The sequence below is a fragment of the Streptomyces sp. NPDC005496 genome (assembly GCF_042872045.1).
In the GTDB taxonomy this organism is placed as follows: Bacteria; Actinomycetota; Actinomycetes; order Streptomycetales; family Streptomycetaceae; genus Streptomyces.
Map to the genome: position 1 here is coordinate 208,336 of NZ_JBIAJQ010000004.1, position 20,022 is coordinate 228,357.

17 protein-coding genes and 1 pseudogene are annotated in these 20,022 nt (G+C 70.7%); 8 read left to right on the forward strand and 10 right to left on the reverse strand.

Annotated features, from left to right (window positions below):
• Positions 1 to 38: 38 nt before the first annotated feature.
• From ACFYQQ_RS13415 to ACFYQQ_RS13430, 4 genes are read right to left on the reverse strand one after another with little or no spacing between them, the layout of a single operon-like run.
• Positions 39 to 2,417 (reverse strand): glycoside hydrolase family 3 N-terminal domain-containing protein, encoded by a 2,379-nt coding sequence (locus ACFYQQ_RS13415; protein WP_356242853.1) that lies wholly within the window; start codon positions 2,415 to 2,417, stop codon positions 39 to 41.
• Positions 2,414 to 3,232, reverse strand: coding sequence for a carbohydrate ABC transporter permease (locus ACFYQQ_RS13420; RefSeq protein WP_355792213.1), 819 nt, complete (start codon positions 3,230 to 3,232; stop codon positions 2,414 to 2,416). The genes ACFYQQ_RS13415 and ACFYQQ_RS13420 overlap by 4 nt, the downstream gene beginning before the upstream one ends.
• Positions 3,229 to 4,185, reverse strand: a complete 957-nt coding sequence (locus tag ACFYQQ_RS13425; protein ID WP_355792215.1) for a sugar ABC transporter permease — start codon at positions 4,183 to 4,185, stop codon at positions 3,229 to 3,231. Before ACFYQQ_RS13425 ends, ACFYQQ_RS13420 begins: the two co-directional genes overlap by 4 nt.
• Positions 4,186 to 4,192: 7 nt before the next feature.
• The gene (locus tag ACFYQQ_RS13430; RefSeq protein WP_355792218.1) at positions 4,193 to 5,497 is read right to left on the reverse strand and encodes an extracellular solute-binding protein; all 1,305 of its coding nucleotides are present in this window, start codon (positions 5,495 to 5,497) and stop codon (positions 4,193 to 4,195) included.
• Between the two features lie 336 nt (positions 5,498 to 5,833).
• Here ACFYQQ_RS13430 and ACFYQQ_RS13435 point away from each other — a divergent pair, with 336 nt between their 5' ends.
• The 3 genes from ACFYQQ_RS13435 (at position 5,834) to ACFYQQ_RS13445 (ending at position 9,415) form a co-directional block, all read left to right on the forward strand.
• On the forward strand, positions 5,834 to 7,222 hold the full coding sequence (locus ACFYQQ_RS13435; protein ID WP_356242874.1) for an endo-1,4-beta-xylanase: 1,389 nt from the start codon (positions 5,834 to 5,836) through the stop codon (positions 7,220 to 7,222).
• A gap of 90 nt (positions 7,223 to 7,312) precedes the next feature.
• The gene (locus tag ACFYQQ_RS13440; protein ID WP_355790212.1) at positions 7,313 to 8,623 is read left to right on the forward strand and encodes a PHB depolymerase family esterase; all 1,311 of its coding nucleotides are present in this window, start codon (positions 7,313 to 7,315) and stop codon (positions 8,621 to 8,623) included.
• A 288-nt stretch (positions 8,624 to 8,911) separates the two neighbouring features.
• Positions 8,912 to 9,415, forward strand: a complete 504-nt coding sequence (locus ACFYQQ_RS13445) for a DinB family protein (RefSeq protein ID WP_356242850.1) — start codon at positions 8,912 to 8,914, stop codon at positions 9,413 to 9,415.
• Positions 9,416 to 9,419: 4 nt separating this feature from the next.
• On the opposite strand, the gene ACFYQQ_RS13450 is transcribed toward ACFYQQ_RS13445, so the two are convergent.
• Both ACFYQQ_RS13450 and ACFYQQ_RS13455 read right to left on the reverse strand, forming a co-directional pair.
• Entirely contained in the window at positions 9,420 to 10,532 is a 1,113-nt protein-coding gene (locus ACFYQQ_RS13450; protein WP_356242847.1) for an adenosine deaminase, read from the reverse strand.
• Between the two features lie 70 nt (positions 10,533 to 10,602).
• A complete protein-coding gene (locus ACFYQQ_RS13455; protein WP_356164218.1) occupies positions 10,603 to 11,001 on the reverse strand; it encodes a VOC family protein in 399 nt (132 codons plus the stop codon).
• Between the two features lie 379 nt (positions 11,002 to 11,380).
• Between ACFYQQ_RS13455 and ACFYQQ_RS13460 the strand changes: the two genes are divergently transcribed.
• The 4 genes and pseudogenes from ACFYQQ_RS13460 to thrS all read left to right on the forward strand — a co-directional run bounded on the left by ACFYQQ_RS13460 (position 11,381) and on the right by thrS (position 14,480).
• A complete protein-coding gene (locus ACFYQQ_RS13460; protein ID WP_355795406.1) occupies positions 11,381 to 12,091 on the forward strand; it encodes a dienelactone hydrolase family protein in 711 nt (236 codons plus the stop codon).
• A 100-nt stretch (positions 12,092 to 12,191) separates the two neighbouring features.
• Positions 12,192 to 12,370 (forward strand): annotated as a pseudogene (locus tag ACFYQQ_RS13465) (MerR family transcriptional regulator); the annotation flags it as partial.
• 164 nt (positions 12,371 to 12,534) lie between these two features.
• The gene (locus tag ACFYQQ_RS13470) at positions 12,535 to 12,936 is read left to right on the forward strand and encodes a hypothetical protein (RefSeq protein ID WP_356164222.1); all 402 of its coding nucleotides are present in this window, start codon (positions 12,535 to 12,537) and stop codon (positions 12,934 to 12,936) included.
• Positions 12,937 to 13,244: 308 nt separating this feature from the next.
• On the forward strand, positions 13,245 to 14,480 hold the full coding sequence (thrS, locus tag ACFYQQ_RS13475; protein ID WP_388904552.1) for a threonine--tRNA ligase: 1,236 nt from the start codon (positions 13,245 to 13,247) through the stop codon (positions 14,478 to 14,480).
• A gap of 64 nt (positions 14,481 to 14,544) precedes the next feature.
• On the opposite strand, the gene ACFYQQ_RS13480 is transcribed toward thrS, so the two are convergent.
• Complete coding sequence (locus ACFYQQ_RS13480) at positions 14,545 to 15,459, reverse strand: aldo/keto reductase (RefSeq protein ID WP_355787224.1); 915 nt, start codon at positions 15,457 to 15,459, stop codon at positions 14,545 to 14,547.
• Between the two features lie 106 nt (positions 15,460 to 15,565).
• Between ACFYQQ_RS13480 and ACFYQQ_RS13485 the strand changes: the two genes are divergently transcribed.
• Complete coding sequence (locus ACFYQQ_RS13485; RefSeq protein ID WP_355787221.1) at positions 15,566 to 16,231, forward strand: hypothetical protein; 666 nt, start codon at positions 15,566 to 15,568, stop codon at positions 16,229 to 16,231.
• Positions 16,232 to 16,280: 49 nt separating this feature from the next.
• Here ACFYQQ_RS13485 and ACFYQQ_RS13490 read toward each other — a convergent pair whose 3' ends face one another.
• From ACFYQQ_RS13490 to ACFYQQ_RS13500, 3 genes are all read right to left on the reverse strand, one after another.
• Positions 16,281 to 17,396 (reverse strand): endonuclease NucS domain-containing protein, encoded by a 1,116-nt coding sequence (locus tag ACFYQQ_RS13490; protein ID WP_355787218.1) that lies wholly within the window; start codon positions 17,394 to 17,396, stop codon positions 16,281 to 16,283.
• 130 nt (positions 17,397 to 17,526) lie between these two features.
• A complete protein-coding gene (locus tag ACFYQQ_RS13495) occupies positions 17,527 to 18,897 on the reverse strand; it encodes a phospholipase (RefSeq protein ID WP_388904555.1) in 1,371 nt (456 codons plus the stop codon).
• 104 nt (positions 18,898 to 19,001) lie between these two features.
• A complete protein-coding gene (locus ACFYQQ_RS13500) occupies positions 19,002 to 19,892 on the reverse strand; it encodes a glycoside hydrolase family 19 protein (protein WP_355785129.1) in 891 nt (296 codons plus the stop codon).
• Positions 19,893 to 20,022: the final 130 nt, after the last annotated feature.

Below are 20,022 nucleotides of genomic sequence, written 5' to 3' on the forward strand. Positions count from 1 at the left end.
GCGGACCGGGGACACCGGTCCGCGGCGGCGGTCACCGGTCACCCGGCGGACTGGGTGAAGTCGGCGTGCAGTCGCCGGGTGTGGTCCACGTGCCGTTCGGGACCGGTCAGCGTGACCGTCGCCGTCAGCCGCGGATCGGTGCTGGACGCCGCCAGTCGCAGCTCCAGCTCCCCGGGCTCCACCACACGCCGCCCGTCGCGCCCGGTGAACGACGCGAGGTCGGCCGGTACGGTCACCCGGACGCGTCGCGCCTGGCCTGGCGCGAGCCGCACCCGCGTGTAGCCGACGAGCCGCTGGACCGGCTGGACCACCGAGGCGACCGGATCGCGCAGGTACAGCTGGACGACCTCGGTCCCCTCCCGGTCCCCGGTGTTGCGCACCGTGAGGGCGAGGGTGAACTCCCCGTCCGTGGGGCGCTCCGTGGCGTCCACGGCGAGGTCGCTCCAGGCGAACGTGGTGTACGACAGACCGTGTCCGAACCCGAAGGCCGGGGTCGGGTCGATGTTCGACACCTCGCTGGCCTGGGCGAGCCGCGCGCCGAGATAGGTGGACGGCTGTGCGCCCGGACCGCGCGGCACGCTCACGGGCAGACGGCCGCTGGGGCCGACCCGGCCGCTGAGGACGCCGGCGATCGCCTTCGTGCCCTCCGCGCCGGGGAAGAACGACTGCACGATGGCGGCGGCCCGGTCCGTGGCGGCGCCGAGCGCGTAGGGCCGGCCGGCGACCAGGACGGCGACGACGGGGGTACCCGAGTCCAGGAGGGCGTCGAGCAGGTGCTGCTGGGCGCCGGGGAGCGCCAGGGAGTCGGCGTCGCAGCCCTCGCCGCTGGTCCCCCGGCCGAACAGGCCGGCCCGGTCGCCGAGGGCCGCGACGACGAGGTCGGCCCGTGCGGCCAGCTCCGCCGCCCCGGCGATGCCGGAGGTGTCCCCGTCGTCGATCCCGGTACCGCGCACCACGGTGATCTCCGCGTCCGGGAACTCCTCTTCCAGGGCGTCCCGCAGGGTCGGCAGGTCGATCCCGGCCGGCACCTGCGGGTGGTGCACGCCGACGTGGAGGGGGAAGGAGTAGCAGCCGAGCACGGCGGTCGGCTCGTCGCCGTTGGGGCCCACCAGGGCGATGCGGCGCGGGCGGGCGAGCGGCAGCGTCCCGTCGTTGCGCAGCAGCACGACCGCCTGTTCGGCGATCTCCCGGGCCAGTTCGCGGTTGGCGGGTGTGTCCAGGTCGACCGTGCCGCGCAGGGCCTGGGGGTCGTCCGGGTCGGCGTCGGCGAGCGCGGGGGGCACCGGGCTCCAGTCGGCGTCGAGCAGGCCCAGCCGGGCCTTCTGGGTGAGCACCCGGCGCAGGGCGCGGTCGACGAGCGGTTCGGGCACGCGCCCGGCCGAGACGGCCTCCAACAGGGGTGCGCCGAACGTCTTGACGGTGGGCAGTTCGACGTCCACGCCCGCGTGCAGCGCGGCCGCGGCGGCGTCGGCCCAGTCCCCGGCGACACCGTGCAGGATCTTGAGGAAGGCGATGCCGAAGTAGTCGGCGACGACCGTCCCTTCGAAGCCCCAGGTGTCGCGCAGCAGCCCGGTCAGCAGTTCCTCGTCGGCCGCGGAGGGCACGCCGTCGGTGTCGGTGTAGGCGTGCATCACCGACTGGGCGGCGCCGTCGCGCAGGACCATCTCGAAGGGGGGCAGGAGGACGTCGGCGCGCTCGCGCGGCCCGATGCCGACGGGTGCAAGGTTGCGTCCGGCGCGCGACGCCGAGTACCCGACGAAGTGCTTGAGGGTGGCAACGACTCCGGCCGACTGCAGGCCCTGCGCGTAGGCGGTGCCGATGCTGCCGACGAGGTAGGGGTCCTCCCCGATGGTCTCCTCGACGCGGCCCCAGCGGGCGTCCCGCACCACGTCGAGTACGGGCGCGAGGCCCTGGTGGACGCCCAGGGAGCGCATGTCGCGCCCGATGGCGGTGGCCATCCGGCGGACGAGGTCCGGGTCGAAGGTGGCTCCCCAGGACAGGGGCGCGGGGTAGGCGGTGGCACCCCAGGTGGCGAAGCCGGTGAGGCACTCCTCGTGGGCGACGGCCGGGATGCCGAAGCGGTTGGCCGAGGTGATCCGCTGCTGGGTGCGCATGAGGGAGAGCGCGCCGAGTGCGGGGTCGACGGGAGCGGTGCCGAAGGGCCGGGTCAGCTGGCCGAGGCCGGCCGGCAGGAGGGTCTCGATGTCGACGGCCTCCTCCATGTCGTGCTGGTGCGGGGCCACTTCGCCGCCCTCGTCGGACGCGCCGACCCAGATACCGAAGAGCTGGGCGACCTTCTCCTCGACGGTCATGGCGTCGATCAGGGCCGAGACCCTGGTGTCGATGTCCTGGGCGGGGTCGTTCCAGAGGTGCGGGACGGTGACGGGGGTTGTCTCAACTGCCACGTTGGCGGTCACTTTCCTCCGACGCCCATCAGGCCCTGGACCAGGGCGCGACGGGCGAACAGGTAGACGAGCAGGACGGGCATCATGGACAGGACCACGGCGGCCAGCAGGCCGGGGATGTTGATGCCGTGCTCGGTTTGGAAGTTGTAGAGGCCCAGCGTGATCAACTTGGTCGAGTCGGACTGGGTCAGGACGAGCGGGAACAGGAAGCCGTTCCACGCCTGGAGCGCGGAGAACACCACGATCGTGGACAGCCCGCTCTTGGAGAGCGGCAGCACGAGCTGGAAGAACACCCGCCGGGTGGAGGCGCCGTCCATGGCCATGGCCTCGAACAGCTCCTGGGAGATGTCGCGCATGGCGCCGCTGAGGATGAGCGCGGTGATCGGCATGCAGAAGGCGGCCGTCGGCAGGATGACACCGATGAGGTTGTCGTAGAGGCCGGCCTTGCTGATCAGGTAGAACATCGGGACGATCACGGCCTGGGCCGGGATGGCGAGGCCCAGCAGGAACAGCCGGAAGATCCCGGAGGTGACCCTGCCGCGGGCCCGCACGATGGCGTAGGCGAGCGGTGGCACGAGCAGGAGCACCAGGCCGACGACGCAGACGGTGACGATGACGGTGTTGAGGAAGTAGCGTCCGAAGCCGTTGGAGAAGGCCCCGGTGTAGTTGTCGAAGGTGAAGCTGTCCGGGAAGGACAGGGGGCCGTTCCGGGCGTACTCGGAGCGGGACTGGACCGTCGCGGCGAGCATGACGTACAGCGGCAGCCCGACGAGGAAGAGCCAGCCGATGGAGGCCGCCCCGGCCACGTAGTTGGGGCGTCGTTTCATGACAGACCCTCCGTTGAGCCGCGCATCTTGTCGTAGCCCGAGACGCGCACCACGATCAGCGAGATGATCGTGGCCGCGATCACCAGGACCAGCGCGATGGCCGAGGCGGCGCCGAAGTCGAAGCCCTTGAAGGCCTTTTGGTACATGTAGTAGGCGCTGATGGTGGTGTCGGTGCCGGGCCCGCCCTGGGTCAGGATGAGCACCGTCTCAAAGGTCGTGAGTCCGCCGACCACCATCAGGATCATCGAGGTGATGATCGAGTTGCGCAGCTGCGGCAGGGTGATGTGGAAGAACTGCCGGTAGCGTCCCGCGCCGTCGATCTCCGCTGCCTGGTAGAGCACTTGGGGGATCGCGCGGGCGGCCCCCTGGTAGATCAGCGTGTGGAACGGCGTGAACTGCCAGGTGCTCACGAAGGCCAGGACACCGATCGCGGTGGACTGGCTCCCGAACAGGTTGCCGTCGCCGAACAGCCACTTCGCCTGCGACGGCACCCCGAAGTTCGGGTCGAGCAGCGCCCGCCACAGCACGGAGACGGCTGTCGAGGACAGCAGCAGCGGGACGAAGTAGATCGTCGAGAGGACGGCGCGGTTGCGCTGCTTTCCGGCGGCCCACACGCCGAGCAGGATGCTCAGCGGGGTCTGCAGGGCCACGCCGAGCGCGGTGATCAGCAGGCTCAGCCAGATGCTCTTGATCATGACCGGGTCCTCGAAGACCCGGGTCCAGTTGTCCATGCCGACGAACTCGGGTGAGCCGAGGCCGCTCCAGCTCGTGAAGGACAGCACCCCCACCATGATCAGCGGGGCGATCGCGAAGAGGCCGAAGAACACGGTGGCGGGCAGCGCCCAGGCGAATCCCGGCTGCCCCACGCCGGAGACCTGGGAGCTCCGCACCCGGCGCGGTGCCGACTTCTGCGCCGGGGCGGGAGGACGGACGGGCGTCATCTGTGTCGTCATGCCGGACTCAGGCGGTCGGAAGGGCTTGCATGGCCTTGATGAAGCCGTCCGCGTCGAGCTGGCCGTTGAAGAACTGCTGCACGGCCTGGTGGATGGGCGTGATGGCCGCCGGCGGGTACGCCTGGTCCCACGACAGCTGGAACGACGGGGCCTTCTTCACCAGGTCGAACTGGTAGCGCGAGTACTCGGGGCTAGCGGCGGTGTCGAGGAACTTCTCGGTGTTCGTGGTGGTCGGCAGGTTGCCGATGGACAGCTGCTTCTTCACGAACCCGTCCGAGTACATCAGCTTCATGAACTCCGCGACGGCCTCCGGGTGCTTGGTCTTCTTCAGCACGGAGTAGAAGTTGTTGGTGTTGCCGACGAGGTTGGCCGGGTCGCCCTTGGTGCCGTCGATGCTCGGGAAGGCGCTGTAGCCGAGGTTCTTCTCGGCGAACTCCTTGTTGGCGTCCTGCTGCGTGGAGTACTCCCAGGAGCCCATCAGTTCGAAGCCGGCCTTGCCGCCGGCCAGCAGGGCGGGCGACCCGCCGTCGGTGAACTTCACCGAGTCGAAGTTGGTCCCGAAGGCACCGGCGTCGATCAGCTCCTTGAGCATGCTCAGCGCCTTCTTGCTGTCCGCGCTCGCCCAGGCGTCCTTGTCCCCGTCGAGCGCCTTCTTGAAGAGCCCGGGACCGGCGACGCGGTCGTAGAGGTACTCGAACCACATCAGTGTCGGCCACTGGTCGCCGCCGCCGAGGGCGATCGGCGTGACGTCGGCGGCCTTCAGCTTCTTGACAGCGGCGAGCAACTCGTCCCAGGTCTTGGGCTGTTCGACGCCCGCCTCGGAGAGCACCTTCTTGTTGCTGAACAGCAGGACGGGCTGGGTGCCGCGCATCGGTATGCCGTACGACTTGCCGTCGATCACGGCCGTGTTGAAGACCGAGGGGAGGAACTTGGCCTTGAGGTCGGGGTCGTCCTTGATCATGTCGTCCAGCGGCAGGAGCAGGTCCGCCTTGACGAACGGCTGGATGCTGCCGCCGCCCCAGTTGAAGAAGACGTCCGGAGCCTGCGGAGTGCTGATGATCGTCTGGAGCTTCTGCTGGTAGTCGGCGCCCGGGATGGTGTCCAGGACGGCCTTGACCTTGGACGTCTTGTTGAAGTCGGCGACGAGCTGCTTCTCGACCTTGTTGGTGGCGTCCCCGTACACGAGGACGTGGATCTTGCCCCCGTCGGAGGACGACGTGCTGTCCCCGTCCCCGCAGGCGGACAGGCTCAGGGCCAGGGCCATCGTCACGCCTCCGGCGAGCATCCGGGGGAACCGCGCACGTGTCTTCATGGCGCACCTTTCGAAAGTTTCGGCTGTATTGCCGAAAGTCGCTGCGATTCCTGGACCGTAAAGGAGCACTTCGCAGGGGTCAACGGGGGTGCAGGCGTGCGATCAAACCGTTACCGACGAGGCCGGACCGCCTTCGCGCCTGCACACCTTTCGGCCCAACGGCCCGGGATCTGCGCGCAAGTAGTTGACCGGCACGACCCTTGCCCGTACGTTCTGCGCAGCAATTCGGAAACACACTCGCAACTTTCGAATGCAGCGCCTCGCGCTCTCATCCGCCCCACCCTCATGCACGCTGCCGGACCTCTCCGGCAACCCGTAGAAGGGGATGACATGCACATGACTGCAAGCCCGCCGCCCGTCGACCGCGGGCCCGCACCCCCGCCCCGCCGCCGGTCCCGCGCCCGCAGGGCACTCGTCCTCGCCACGGCGGGACTCCTCGCCGCAGGCGGCGTCGGAGCCCTCTCGGACACGGCCCACGCCGCCACCACGCTCGGTTCGGCGGCGGCCGCGCAGGGCCGCTACTTCGGCACCGCCGTGGCGGCCGGCCACCTCGGCGAGTCGGCGTACGCGGCCACCCTCGACCGGGAGTTCACCTCGGTGACCCCGGAGAACGAGATGAAGTGGGACGCCGTCGAGCCGAACCGGAACTCGTTCAGCTTCGGCCAGGCCGACCAGATCGTCGGCCACGCTCAGAGCAAGGGCATGAAGATCCGCGGCCACACGCTGGTCTGGCACTCCCAACTGCCCGGCTGGGTGAGCGGACTCGGCGCCTCCGACCTCCGCTCCGCGATGAACAACCACATCACCCAGGTCATGCAGCACTACAAGGGCAAGATCCACTCGTGGGACGTGGTCAACGAGGCCTTCCAGGACGGGAGCAGCGGCGCACGGCGTAGCTCGCCGTTCCAGGACAGGCTCGGCAACGGCTTCATCGAGGAGGCGTTCCGCACCGCGCGCACCGCCGATCCTGCCGCCAAGCTCTGCTACAACGACTACAACACCGACGGCGTCAACGCGAAGAGCAACGCGGTCTACAACATGGTGAAGGACTTCAAGTCCCGCGGCGTGCCGATCGACTGCGTGGGCTTCCAGTCCCACTTCAACAGCGCCTCGCCGGTGCCCTCCGACTACCGGGCCAACCTCCAGCGCTTCGCCGACCTCGGAGTCGACGTACAGATCACCGAGCTGGACATCGAGGGCTCCGGCTCCTCCCAGGCGACCAGCTACGGCAACGTGGTCAAGGCCTGTCTGGGGGTCTCGCGGTGCACCGGCATCACCGTCTGGGGCATCACCGACAAGTACTCCTGGCGCAGCAGCGGCACTCCCCTGCTCTTCGACGGCAACTACGCCGCCAAGCCCGCCTACGACGCCGTGATCTCCGCTCTCGGCGGTACGGGCGGCGGAGGCGGAGGCGGCGGTGCCACCTGCTCCGTGTCCTACACGACGACCGCGCAGTGGAACGGCGGCTTCAACGGGCAGGTGACCGTGACCGCGGGCAGCACCGCGATCACCGGCTGGACGGCGACGGTCACCGTGACCCCGCCGCAGAAGGTCTCCGCCACCTGGAACGGGTCCCCCACCTGGGACAGCAGCGGCAACGTGATGACGATGCGGCCGAACGGCAACGGCAGCCTGGCCGCCGGGGCGTCGACCAGCTTCGGCTTCACCGTCATGACCAACGGCAACACGTCGCCGCCGCTGCTCGGGAGCTGCACCGCCTCCTGACCGGCGTCGTCCGGGCCGTCCGCCCCGCCCCGCGAGGCGGGTTCGGACGGCCTTCCCCGGTACGGCAACCCGCACAGGAAGGACGCGCACATGACCTGCGGATCCACGCACGAGCCTGCCGCCGTACGGCGACCGGTGCGAGCCCTGCTGACGGCTCTCCTCGCGGGAGTCCTGCCCCTGCTGTCGTCGCTCCTGCTCGTCGCCGCCGCTCCCCCGGCGTCGGCCGCCACCCTCACCGAGGTGACCTCCTTCGGCACCAACCCGAGCGGTCTGCGGATGCACCTGTACGTGCCGGACAGCGTCCGCGCACGGCCGGCCGTGCTGGTGGCGGTGCACTACTGCACCGGTTCGGGACCCGCCTTCCACACCGGCACGGAGTTCGCGTCGCTCGCGGACCGGTACGGGTTCGTCGTCGTCTACCCCTCGGCGACCCGCGGCGGGAACTGCTTCGACGTCTCCTCGCCCCAGGCGCTCCGGCGTGACGGGGGCAGCGACCCGGTGGGCATCAGGTCGATGGTCGGGTACGTCGAGCAGCATCTGAACGCGGACCCGGAGCGGGTGTACGTCACCGGCGCCTCCTCGGGCGCCATGATGACCAACGTGCTGCTGGGCGACTACCCCGACGTGTTCAAGGCCGGGGCCGCCTTCATGGGCGTACCGCACTCCTGCTTCGCCACCACCGACGGCTCGGGCTGGAACAGCGCCTGCGCCAACGGCACCGTCGACAGGACCCCGCAGCAGTGGGGCGACCTGGCCCGGGCCGCCTACCCCGGATACAGCGGTCCTCGCCCCCGCGTGCAGATCTGGCACGGCACCGAGGACACCACACTGCGCTACCCGAACTTCGGCGAGGAGATCGACCAGTGGACGAACGTGCACGGGGTGAGCCGGACCCCCGCGTACACCGACCAGCCGCAGTCCGGCTGGACCCGGACCCGTCACGGCGGCACCGGCGCCCAGGCGCCCGTGGAGGCGATCAGCATCCAGGGGACCGGCCACACCCTGCCGACCGCCGGCATGGCGGCACGCGCGATCGCGTTCTTCGGTCTCGACGCGACCGCTCCGGGCCCCGAGCCCTCGCCGGGAGCGTGCCGGGTGGGCTACACCGTCAACGCCTGGAACAGCGGCCTGACGGCGACCATCACCCTCACCAACACGGGGACGGCCGCCGTCCGTGACTGGTCGCTCGCCTTCACCCTGCCGCCCGGACAGACCATCACCTCCGGCTGGGGAGCGGCCTACAGCCCCGCCGGCGGCGCGGTCACCGCCCGGGGCCTGTCGTACAACTCCACGCTGCCCGCCGGGGCCGCCACGCAGATCGGCTTCCAGGCGAGCCACTCCGGCGACACCGGGAAACCGGCGTCGTTCACGCTGAACGGGACGCCCTGCACCACCGGATGAGGGCCGCGGTCCCGGCCGGACACCCGCCGGGACCGCGCCACCCCTACTTGTACCTGCGGAGCAGCCCGTCGTCTTCTTGCCGTCGCCGTCGCCGGCGACACCTTCCGTTCCGCCGGGGTGAGTTCACGCCGGGCGCAGGGTGTGCCGGGGCGGGGTGGAGGCGGTCGGGCCGTCGGATTCCGGCCGCTCAGTGGCACGGCTCGGCCCCCGGGGAGCCGCCGAGGCGGTGACGGACACACGCCAGCGCGTCGATCGCGTTCACGCCACCGCTGAGAGAGGGTGGGGGGCATGCATTCCAAGGACGTTCTCGCCGAAGCTTACGGACGCATCCAGGAGGAGGTGCACGCTGCCGTCGGCGGTCTCTCCGCCGACGAGCTGAACACCCCGCCCCAGGACGGGGCCAACTCGATCGCCTGGCTGATCTGGCATCTCACGCGCGTGCAGGACGACCACGTCGCGGACGTGGCCGGCCGCGAACAGGTCTGGCTGTCCGCCGGCTGGGCGGACCGCTTCGCGCTCGGACTGCCCGAGTCGGACACCGGATACGGGCACACGCCGGAGGAGGTCGCCCGGGTCCGGGTGGACTCGGGCGACCTCCTGACGGGCTACTTCGACGCCGTGCACGAACAGACGTCGGCGCTCCTGCGCGGACTGGCCGACAAGGACCTGGAGCGCGTGGTGGACGAGCGGTGGGACCCGCCCGTCACCCTGGGCGTGCGCCTGGTCAGCGTCCTGGCCGACGACCTCCAGCACGTCGGCCAGGCGGCGTACGTCCGGGGTCTGCGGCGCTGAGGAGTCAGACGCCCGCGTGAGCGGCGGCCGCCGCGTCCGTACGCCCGGACGCGGCGGCGGCGTAGCCGGGCAGTACGACGTCGCGGATGAGGGCGGCCCGCTCGTCGAACGGAATGAAGGCGCTCTTGAGGGCGTTGACCGTGACCGTGCGCAGGTCCTCGACGGTCCAGCCGGCGTGCTCGACCAGGAGGGACATCTCGCGGGTCATCGTCGTGCCGGACACCAGACGGTTGTCGGTGTTGAGGGTGACGCGGAAGCCCAGGTCGCGCAGCTCCGTGATGGGGTGGTCCGCGATCGAGGTCGCGGCGCCGGTCTGGAGGTTGGACGTCGGGCACATCTCCAGGGCGATACGGCGGTCGCGCACCCAGCCCGCGAGCCGGCCCAGCTTGCCGTCCACGATGTCCTCCGTGATGCGCACGCCGTGCCCGATGCGCTGGGCGCCGCAGACCTGGAGGGCCTGGTGGATGCTGGGCAGGCCGTGCGCCTCACCGGCGTGGATGGTGAAGGGCACGCTCTCGCGGCGCAGGTGCTCGAAGGCGGCCAGGTGGTCGGCCGGCGGGAAGCCGTCCTCGGCGCCGGCGATGTCGAAGCCGACGACACCGCCGTCCCGGAACGCCACCGCGAGGTCCGCGATCTCCCGGGTCCGGTCGAACATGCGCATCCCGCACAGCAGGGTGCCCACCCGCACCGGGGTGCCGGCGGCCGCCGCCTTCGCCATACCGGCCGCGAGGCCCTCCTGGACCGTCTCGACGACCTCGGGCAGGGTCAGCCCGCCGTTCAGCATCAGCTCGGGGGCGTAGCGCACCTCGCCGTAGACCACCCCGTCGGCGGCCAGGTCGAGGACGTACTCCTCGGCGGTGCGCAGCAGGCCCTCGCGGGTCTGCATGACGGCGAGGGTGTGCTCGAAGGTGGCTATGTACCGCACCAGGTCACCGGAGTTGGCGGCCTCGTAGTACCAGTCGGCGAGCGCCTGCGGGTCGGTGGTGGGCAGCGTGTGGCCGACCTCGGCGGCCAGCTCCACCAGGGTGGCGGGGCGCAGGCCGCCGTCGAGGTGGTCGTGCAGCACCGCCTTCGGCAGGCGGCGGATGGTGTCGATGTCGATGCGGTGCGCGGTCATGCGTCTCGGTTCCTCGGCTGGTCGTGCGGGTGGCGGGCTTTGTGGGGCGGAGTGGGGTGCGGGCGCGGGCTCAGGCGCCGGGGGCGGGCTGGAGCAGGTCCCAGCGGTTGCCGTACAGGTCCTGGAAGACGGCGACCGTGCCGTAGGGCTCGTGGCGCGGCTCCTCCAGGAAGGTCACACCGGCGCGGCGCATCCTCTCCTGGTCCCGGGCGAAGTCGTCGGTGTGCAGGAAGAAGCCCACGCGCCCGCCGGTCTGGTCGCCGACCCGGCCGCGCTGGGCGTCGTCCTTGGCGCGGGCCAGCAGCAGCCCGGTGCCCTGGCCCGGGGCGCCCGGCTCGACGACGACCCAGCGGGAGCCGTCGGGCCGCGGGGCGTCCTCGGCGAGCCGGAACCCGAGGGCTTCGGTGTAGAAGCGGATCGCCTCGTCGTAGTCGTCGACGACGAGGGTGACCAGGGCGATGCGTCTCATCAGGACCTCTCCGGAAGTTATACGTAACACGCTAGGGTACGGCATCGGCGAAGGGCCTGTGTCCACGGTGGGGTGCCTGGGGTCGGCGGCGTCTGTTCGGGGGCGGTGTTCGGGAGTCCTCGCGGGCGCCTGGAGGCGGGACGAAGGGTCTCTGGGTCTGCGGGCCCACGGATCGGTACGGCCGGGTCCTACGTCTCGGTACCGGGGGGGCCGTCGGATGGTACGGGTAGGTGTCGCGGACCGGCACGGATAGGTGTCGCCGGACGGTACCGGCGGGTCACGCGGGCCGGTACCGGGGTGTGGGTCCGCCCGTGACATCGTGGAGATCGACTCGGGACCCAGTCCCCCGCCCAGCGCTGTCCCCAAAGGAGTTGAGAGCATGACCGAGAAGCCGAGGCCGACCGGCGCCCCCGCCCACCAGAACGTCACCTTCCCCAGCGCCGGGTCCACCGCGCACGGGTACCTGGCACTGCCCCCGTCCGGGCAGGGCCCCGGCGTGATCGTCATCCAGGAGTGGTGGGGCCTCACCGACCACATCGCCGACGTCACGGACCGGCTCGCTCAGGAGGGCTTCGTGGCCCTCGCTCCCGACCTCTACGGCGGCAACGTCGCCCACGAGAGCGGCGAGGCCCTGCGGATGATGCAGGACCTGCCCGTGGCGCGCGGCGTCGAGCTGCTCTCCGGCGCGGTCGACCACCTGCTCGGCCTGCCCGAGGTCACCTCGGAGACGGTCGGCGCGGTCGGCTTCTGCATGGGCGGCGGCTTCGTGATCTACCTGGCGGCGGCCGACCCGCGGGTCGGCGTGGCCGTCCCGTACTACGGCGTCATCCAGGGTGAGCTGCCCGACTTCTCCGCCCTCAAGGCCCAGGTCCAGGGGCACTACGGCGAGCTCGACACGAGCATCCCGCCGGAGAAGCTGGACCAGCTGCGGGCCGCGATCCAGCAGCAGTCCGGCATCACGCCGGACTTCCGCGTCTATCCGGCCCAGCACGCCTTCTTCAACGACGGCCGCCCCGAGGTCCACGACCCGAAGTCCTCCGCGCAGGCCTGGCAGAGCACGGTGTCCTTCCTGCACGACCAGCTGGACTGACCGGCGGGCACACGGCGGTCCGGAACGGCGTCGTTGTGCCCGTCCAAAACGGCGTCGGTGGTGACACCGAAGGGTCCCGGCCGACTCGGGGAACTCGCGCAGGGCGTTGACGGGGCTGCGCGCCGTGTCCGCCGAGGACTACCGGGCAACTACCGGGCCATCGGGCGCGCGTGTGTGGACAACGACGCCTGGCCCGCCGCGTACGAGGCGATCGCTCCGGGGCCGGCCGCGTACCAGCGGGGCGCGATCGAGGCGTACGCCGCGGCGCGGCTCGGCTAGCCGCGGGGGCCGCTGCCGTGCGGATCGGCGGCCGGCTCCTCACTGTTCGCGGCTCGCCCCTCGCGGCGGCTCCGGCAGCGAGGGCGGCTTCGGCTCCCGCGGGGCGCTCTCGTCCGTCCGGCCGATGTGTGAAGACGGCTGCGCGGCCACTAGATTCGTCCGTCATGCGATCACGTGAGTACGACCTCGACTTCCGCGACCGGTCCGGCCGGATACGCGGCTGGGGCATCGGCCTGCTGGCTCTGGCGGGACTCCTGTGGGCGTGGTGCGCCGTGCTCGTACTGACGCCTTACGAGGTCGAGAGGAAGCCCGACGACCAGTACCCCAGGGAGTGCGAGTCGCGGCTGTTCACGGATCGCGGCACGGCCAACGACGGGCTGCAGCGATACGACTACTGCGGGAACGAGCGCGACTGGCCCGAGGCGCTCGCCGTACTCGGTCTCTCCGTGCCGGTGTCGGTCGTCGGCGTCGCGTTGTTCACGACCGGCACGGTGAGCCGCCGGATGAGCGCGCACAGCGAGGCGATGCGGGAACTGGACCGGATCGCCGACGCGCGCCAGTCGTAGTTCGCCGTCGGCCCGTTCACCGCGTGCGGTGCACGATCGGGCAACTGCGTTGTCACAGCGGGGCGTTCAGGCTTCCGTACGGCGGGTCGCCACCTCCGCACGCCCGGGCACGGCCGACGAAAAATGACCTGTGGACATCGCCGCGCCCTGCTAACGTCCCCGTCATGAAGCGCGCTGCCATGATCACGACGACGCCGGAGAGTGTCCCGGCGCGCTGACAGACGACCTGATCCGCAGCCCCGGGGCGAGTGCCCCGGGGCTGCGTCGTATGCCCGGCCACTCGCTCCGCCACCAGCGAGGAGACCGCGATGACCACCGCGCACGACCACCGCAGACTCGGCCGTGAACTGGACCTGTTCGACACCGATCCCCTGATCGGCGCCGGCCTGCCGTACTGGCTGCCCGACGGCGCCGCCGTGCGGCACGCCCTGGAGGAGTACATCCGTGCCGCCGAGCGGCGGGCGGGCTATCAGCACGTGTACTCACCCGTCCTCGGCAAGCGGGAGTTGTACGAGATCTCCGGGCACTGGGCGCACTACAGCGACGACATGTTCCCCCCGATGGACCTCGGCGGGGAGCACGTCGTCCTGCGGCCGAGCCTGTGCCCGCATCACGCGGTGATCTACCGCTCCCGCTCGCACAGTTATCGCGAACTGCCGCTGCGCATGGCCGAACTCGGCGGCATGTACCGGTCCGAACTCTCGGGCGTGCTGGGCGGACTGACCCGCGTGCGGGCCATCCAGCTCAACGACGCGCACATCTTCTGCACCCTGGACCAGGTCGCCGAGGAGGCCCGGGCGGCGTTGGAGTTGATCGCGCAGGCGTACGCGGCGCTCGGCATCACCGCGACCCGCTACCGTCTCTCCCTGCCGGGCCGCGGTGGCAAGTACGTCGCCGCACCCGAGAAGTGGGAACGGTCCACCGCCCTGCTGACCGACGTCCTCGACCGCTCCGGTCTGGCCTACGAGGCAGCCGAGGGAGAGGCCGCGTTCTACGGGCCCAAGATCGACGTCCAGGTCACCGACGCGGCGGGCCGGGAGTCGACCCTGTCCACCGTCCAGGTCGACTTCCACCAGCCCGAGCGGTTCGACCTGCACTACATCGGTGCGGACGGCGCCAGACACCGCCCGGTCATGGTCCACCGCAGCATCATCGGCAGCGTGGAGCGAGCCGTCGCCCATCTCGTCGAACAGCACGGCGGCGCCTTCCCCGCCTGGCTCGCCCCCACTCAGCTGGTCGTGCTCCCGGTCTCCGACGACGAACTGACCGACGCCGCGGCCCTCGCCGATCGCTGCGCCCGTCTCGGACTGCGTGCCCGGATCGTGGGACCGGGACGCGGCAGCCTGGGCGCCCGCATCAGGGAGGAACGCCTGGTTCCCTACCAGGCCGTCATCGGCGCCAAGGAGGCAGCCGACGATCAGGTCGCTCTGCGCCTGCGTGACGGCCGCCGGCTGGACCCGCGTCCGGCCGGTGACGTACTCACCCGCATCGGCGCTCTCGTCGGCGCCCACAGCACCGAACTGTGGGCCGGTGACACCGCGTAACAGACCTCGGGCGAGCGGGGGTTGAGGCGGGCGGGGAGTGGCCCGCCGTGCGTGCGGGCCACTCTCATCGGGCCGCCTGATGCACCGCGTCGAGGCGGGCCGTCTCCTCGTCCGTGAGTCGGAGCGCGCCCGCTGCCACGTTCTCGGCAAGGTGGTCCGGATTGCCGGTGCCGGGGATGGCCAGCACGTGCGGGCCCTGCCGCAACGTCCAGGCCAGGCGGATCTGCGCGGGCGTCTCATCGTGCGCCCGCGCGACGGCCTGTACGGCGTCGTCGTCCGGGCCTGCCGGGGCGTCCGCGCCCTGCGCACCGCCCTTGCCCGCGATGGCGAAGAACGGCACGAAGGCGATGCCCTGTTCCGCGCACGACCGCAGGACGTTGTCGGTCCCGGGATCCGACGCACCGAGTCCGTACTGGTTCTGCACGCTCACCACCGGCGCGATGGCCTGGGCCTCGGCGAGGTGCCGGAGTTCGACGGAGGAGACACCGAGGTGCCGGATCAGTCCGGCCTGGCGCAGCTCGGCCAGCGCGCCGAAGTGCTCGGAGATCGACTCCTGCCGCATGCGCCTCAGGTACACGAGGTCGAGGTGGTCGCGGCCGAGCTGGCGCAGGTTCTCCTCGACATGGCCGCGCAGGTCCTCGGGTCGCGCCGGGGCGAGCCACTCCCCCGAGTAGTCGCGGTACGGCCCGACCTTGGCCGCGATCACCAGGTCGTCCGGGTACGGGGCCAGTGCGCTGTTGATGAGTTCGTTCGCGGAGCGCAGGGACGAGAAGTAGAACGCGGCGGTGTCGATGTGGTTGACGCCCAGCTCGACCGCCCGCCGCAGCACGGCGATCGAACGGTCCCGGTCGCTTGGCTTCCCTTGGTGAAAGGCGGCACTGCCCGTCAGCCGCATCGCGCCGAACCCGACGCGGTTGACGACGAGATCGCCCATGGTCCACGTGCCGGCGGCGGCCGCGGTGATCGCCTCTGGAGTCATCGCGGCAGTGTGCCACAGGTCAGGTGAACGCGGGCGCGAGCCGCAAGGGTCGCTCGGAGCCGCTCTCGGCCTACGCCCTGTCAGTGCCGTGCGCTTTGATGTGCGGGTGACCGTACTTGATGTCGCGCGGCAGCTGCCCGGTGCAGCCGTTCTGCGTGAGCACTGCCGTGCCCTGGCCGTCCTGGATGCGGTTCTGGACCCTGACGGGCCGGACCGCCACCACTCCTTCGCCGACCGCTGGCCGGAGCGGGAGTCTTCGGCCTTGATGAGCAACGGCTCCGGCGACGAGTACTCCGTCGTCTTCTCGTCCGCCGGTGTCTACATCCGTGGATTCGACCACGAGTCGCCCATGAGCCCTTACGCGAACGACGGCCCGTGGCCCGGGGTGCTGGACGAGGTGCCCGAGGTGTTCCGGGGGTGCGTCGAGGAGCCCGCGTTCTGCGACGAGGACGGGATGCCCGTCGTGACCGTGTGCCTGTGGCGCGAGGCGGGCGACGACGCCTGGCGCGCCGGGGCGATCGACTTCCCGGACTCGCGGACCGGGGACCCGGACGGTGCCGGACACCTCTTCCAGCTGCTGGTGGACCGCTCACCCGAGGCGTACCAGCGGTGGGCCGAGGACTACTACGAGGTCCCGGTCCCCCTGGAGGCGGTCCGCCACGTCTACTCGTCCCTCCCCCTGACGGAGGAAGTGGTCACACTCCTGAACCCGGACATCACCCTGGCCGACCTCACGAAGGACCTCGCGGAGATCGGCCTTCCGCGGGGGTGAGTTCGGGGCCGGGATCCGCCCGGGTGGGCTGGGTCGTGCTGGACGTCGATCAGGAGATCTCCGCGTCGATGCCGAAGTGGCGGGACACTTCTTCGATCGTGAAGCGGGCGCGGAGCTTGCACGCGGAGTTCTGGTTGGCGAAGAACCCGGTGCGCCACAACGCCGCCTCACGCGGCACGGCACGTTCCCAGGTGACCGGGACGACCCACTCGCGAGCGTCCTCCCCGCCCGGGTCCGCCGTCTCCCCGGCCCGTCGGTAGGTGCCCGTCAGGGGGAGGTCGGCCATCCGCCGACTGTCACCGTCGACTTCGAGAACGGCGTCCTCGTAGGGCTGCGCCTCCCCGGAGACCGTGCCGACACCCACGTATCCCACTTTGGGTATGTGGGTGAAGATTCGCGCCCCGAGTGGCAGGGAGCGCAACGTCCGCGAGAACCACTCCCCGCCGCCGGCCGACACGAATCCGTAGCGACAGGCGTCGTCCCAGTTCCGGCCGCCAGGCTCATCGCCGAACGACACGTACCAGTCCGTCCCGTTCCACGGCTCCTGCTTTCCGCGCCCCTTCCCTCCGGCCGCCGGTGCCGCGGTCTCCGCCTCGTCCATCAGCCAGGTACGGGCCAGGTAGGAGCGGCCCTCGTCCTCGAAGTAGCGGAAGAAGAGCACGTTGACCGGCACCTGGAACCCGGACGCGAGATACGTGACGATGCGCTCCGTGGCCGCGTCGATCTCACTCGCGACGATGGTGAGGGCGTGGGTCGCGTTGAGCGCTTCCGGCGGGGTGCCGCCGAACCGCAGCGCGAACGCCTCGTCCAGTTCCTCCGGAAGCCCCCTGCCACGAGCGTAGGACGAGTAGATCTCGCGGATCTGCTCGTTGGTGAGCGCCTGGACCCAGGAACCGTAGTCGAGCACCTGGGCCACCACCTCGCGCGGTGTGCGGTCCCTCTTGAGCTCCAGAACGTGCAGACCCCCCTCGGCGTCCATGCCGAGCAGGTCGACGACCTTGCCGTACTGCGTAGGAACCTGACGGCCTATCAGCAGCAGCGGATGCCCCAGGATGCCGGGATCCGCCTCGATGAGTTCCTCGAGCCGGGACTCCAGGGGCATCGGCCGCTTGAGGACGCGCACGGGTTTGTCGTCCACGCGCCACAGTCCGAACTCCAGCGGCATCTCGGTTCCCCCTCCGGTCGCATGACAGGTCCCGTCCGCCGGTCATGGCTCGGGACAGTATGCCGCCGAGGCTTCACACGCGGCCCGCGATCGCCGGGCCCCGTCGCCGAACTGCCGCACCCCGAAACCTCTACGGATACGTGTACGTGTTCAACGTGTTCACCGCTGCCGTCGGGTTGCCGAGGTCGTAGCGGTCCACGGCCAGGAAGTTGGGCTTCTTTCGGGCGGCGGGGCGGCAGAAGCGCTGGGCGCGGTCGGCGAGTTTGGTGTTGTCCGTGGAGGCCGTGGACGCGATCGTGGCGTCGCGGAAGTGGTTCATGACGAAGAGCCGACGGAAGGCGCCCTCCGTGCGGGTCAGCGGGATGTCGTACCAGCGGCTGTAGCAGGACCAGTCGGAGGAACCGAGCCCTGATCCCATGGACCAGTAGTTCTCCACCGTCCACTCCCGCTGGTACATGACGCCGAAGCTGTCCCGGGTGAGGCCCGCCGACTCGTCGGCGGCGCGGCTGTGGTCGGTGAAGATGAGCAGCCGGTCGTCCGCGGCCAGCAGGTCGGCCATCCTGGGCCAGCCGTTCTGGCGCACGCCGGTCCGGTCGGGGCGGTAGAGGACGTCGGACAGGCCGTTCACGCGGGCGAGTTCGGCGCGCAGGACGCCGGGGTCGACGTAGTCCTCCAGGAACACGGTGACGAACTGGTCGGGGTGCTGCTTCAGGAAGTTCACCATGCGCTGGAGGTCGACCCACAGAGCGACCGGCCTGCTGACGAGGGTGCAGCTGTTGTGGCAGAGGATCGCGCCGTCCGGGGTCTGGTGGATGTCGAGCATGAAACCCCGTACCCCGTCGGCGAGTTGCCGGTCGATGCCGCGGCTCTGGTTCGGGAACATGTTGACGAAGGGCGGGGCGAAGCCGCCGTCCACTCCGTTGGCGTAGGCGTTGTGGGCGGTGAGGAACGTGACCTGGTCCAGGGTGCGCCGGTCCTCGGGAGGCATCGGGGAGGTGACCGGGTCCACGGGGGTGAGGTAGAAGGCCGCGAGGTCCCCGGCGGCGCCGACCACCAGCTGGGCCGGGTAGGTGGAGCCGGCCGGCGCGGCGCCCACGGTCAGGTACCGGTCCGCCCCGGGGACCTTGAGGGTGTACCGGTCGGACCCGGCCGGGATGACCTCCCACGCGGCGTCGCCGCTGTCGCAGGGCGCCGTTCTGGCCTGGTCCCCCGAGCGGCCGAGACAGCTGCCCGCGCTGTCGGCGCTCTCCAGGACGTACGAGGATCCACCGGCCCGCAGCGTCCACCGCTGGTGGTCCTCGTCGCCTCTGGGGTTGTGCTGCACGACCGCTCCCCCGCTGTCGGCGGCGTTGAGACCGGTGGTCGCGCTCTGGACGTAGTAGGCGCCGGCGGCGGGCACGTCGGCGGCGCTCGCGGGACCGGGGCCGAGGAGGACGGAGGCGAGCGCCGCGCCTGCGGCGGTGACGGCGAGCAGGGGGCGCAGGGGGCGGGGATGCGGCATCACTGTGACGGTGTCCTTCCGTGCCGGACGACGGGGAGGAGCGAAGGCGAACACAGGATGCCGCACCTGCCATGCACCTGACAGTGCAGAACCGGCGGGATTACTCAGCAGTAGAGGTTGCCGCCGGCCGACGTGCCGAGGATCTGCACGAACCGCTGGTAGGCGTCCACCCGGCTCTGGACCTGCGCCGGGTTCCTGCCGTCGCATTCCAGCGAGCCGTTGATGCTGCGGATGGTCTGGCCGAATCCCGCGCTGTTGACCATCGCGTTGTGCGGCGTCATCGTGCCCGGTCCGCTCTGGGTGTTCCAGTACCAGAGGCCGGTCTTCCAGGCCACGGACGCGTCGGTCTGCACCAGGTTGGGGTTGCGCAGCAGGTCGATGCCCAACGCGTCGCCCGCGGCCTTGTAGTTGAAGTTCCAGCTGAGCTGGATGGGGCCGCGGCCGTAGTACGCGGACTGGCCGGCCGGGCACCCGTAGGGCTGGCTCCAGTCGCAGTAGTGGGGGTAGTTGGCGGTGTTCTGTTCCACCACGTGGACCAGACCGCCGGTCTCGTGGTTGACGTTGGCGAGGAAGGCGGCGGCCTCCTGCTTCTTGACCGTGTCGCTGCCGGTGTTCGCGAAGCCGGGGTAGGAACTGAGGGCGGCCTTCAGCCCGTTGTACGTGTAGAACGAGTTCCGGTTCGGGAACATCTGGTTGAACTGCGCCTCGCTCACGACGAAGCCGTCGGAGGGCGTGGTGGACCCGCCGTCACAGGCGTACGGCTCCCAGTACCAGGTGCTGATGGTCGGGTCGTAGCCCGGGTTGTCGTGTTCGGCGATGTAAGCCTTGCCGTCGGTGTACCGCACGATGTTGCCGGTGACGTAGGACTTCCCGGCGACCCAGGAGGGGTAGCTAGAACAGGACGCGGCGGACGCGTCCGCGGCCGGCATGAGGACCGGCGCGGCCGTGCCGATGATGAGGGCGGCCATGACGGCGGAGATTCGGCGTCTCGACACAGGAAATCGACTCCTTCGCGAACACGGCCGCGCCCGGCACAGGGCGGAGCGGAGCAGGCCCGCACGAACGCGCCGGACCGCGCCGGCCACGGCGTCGGGGGCGGCCGCGGTGGGGGGTTGTGAGGCCACA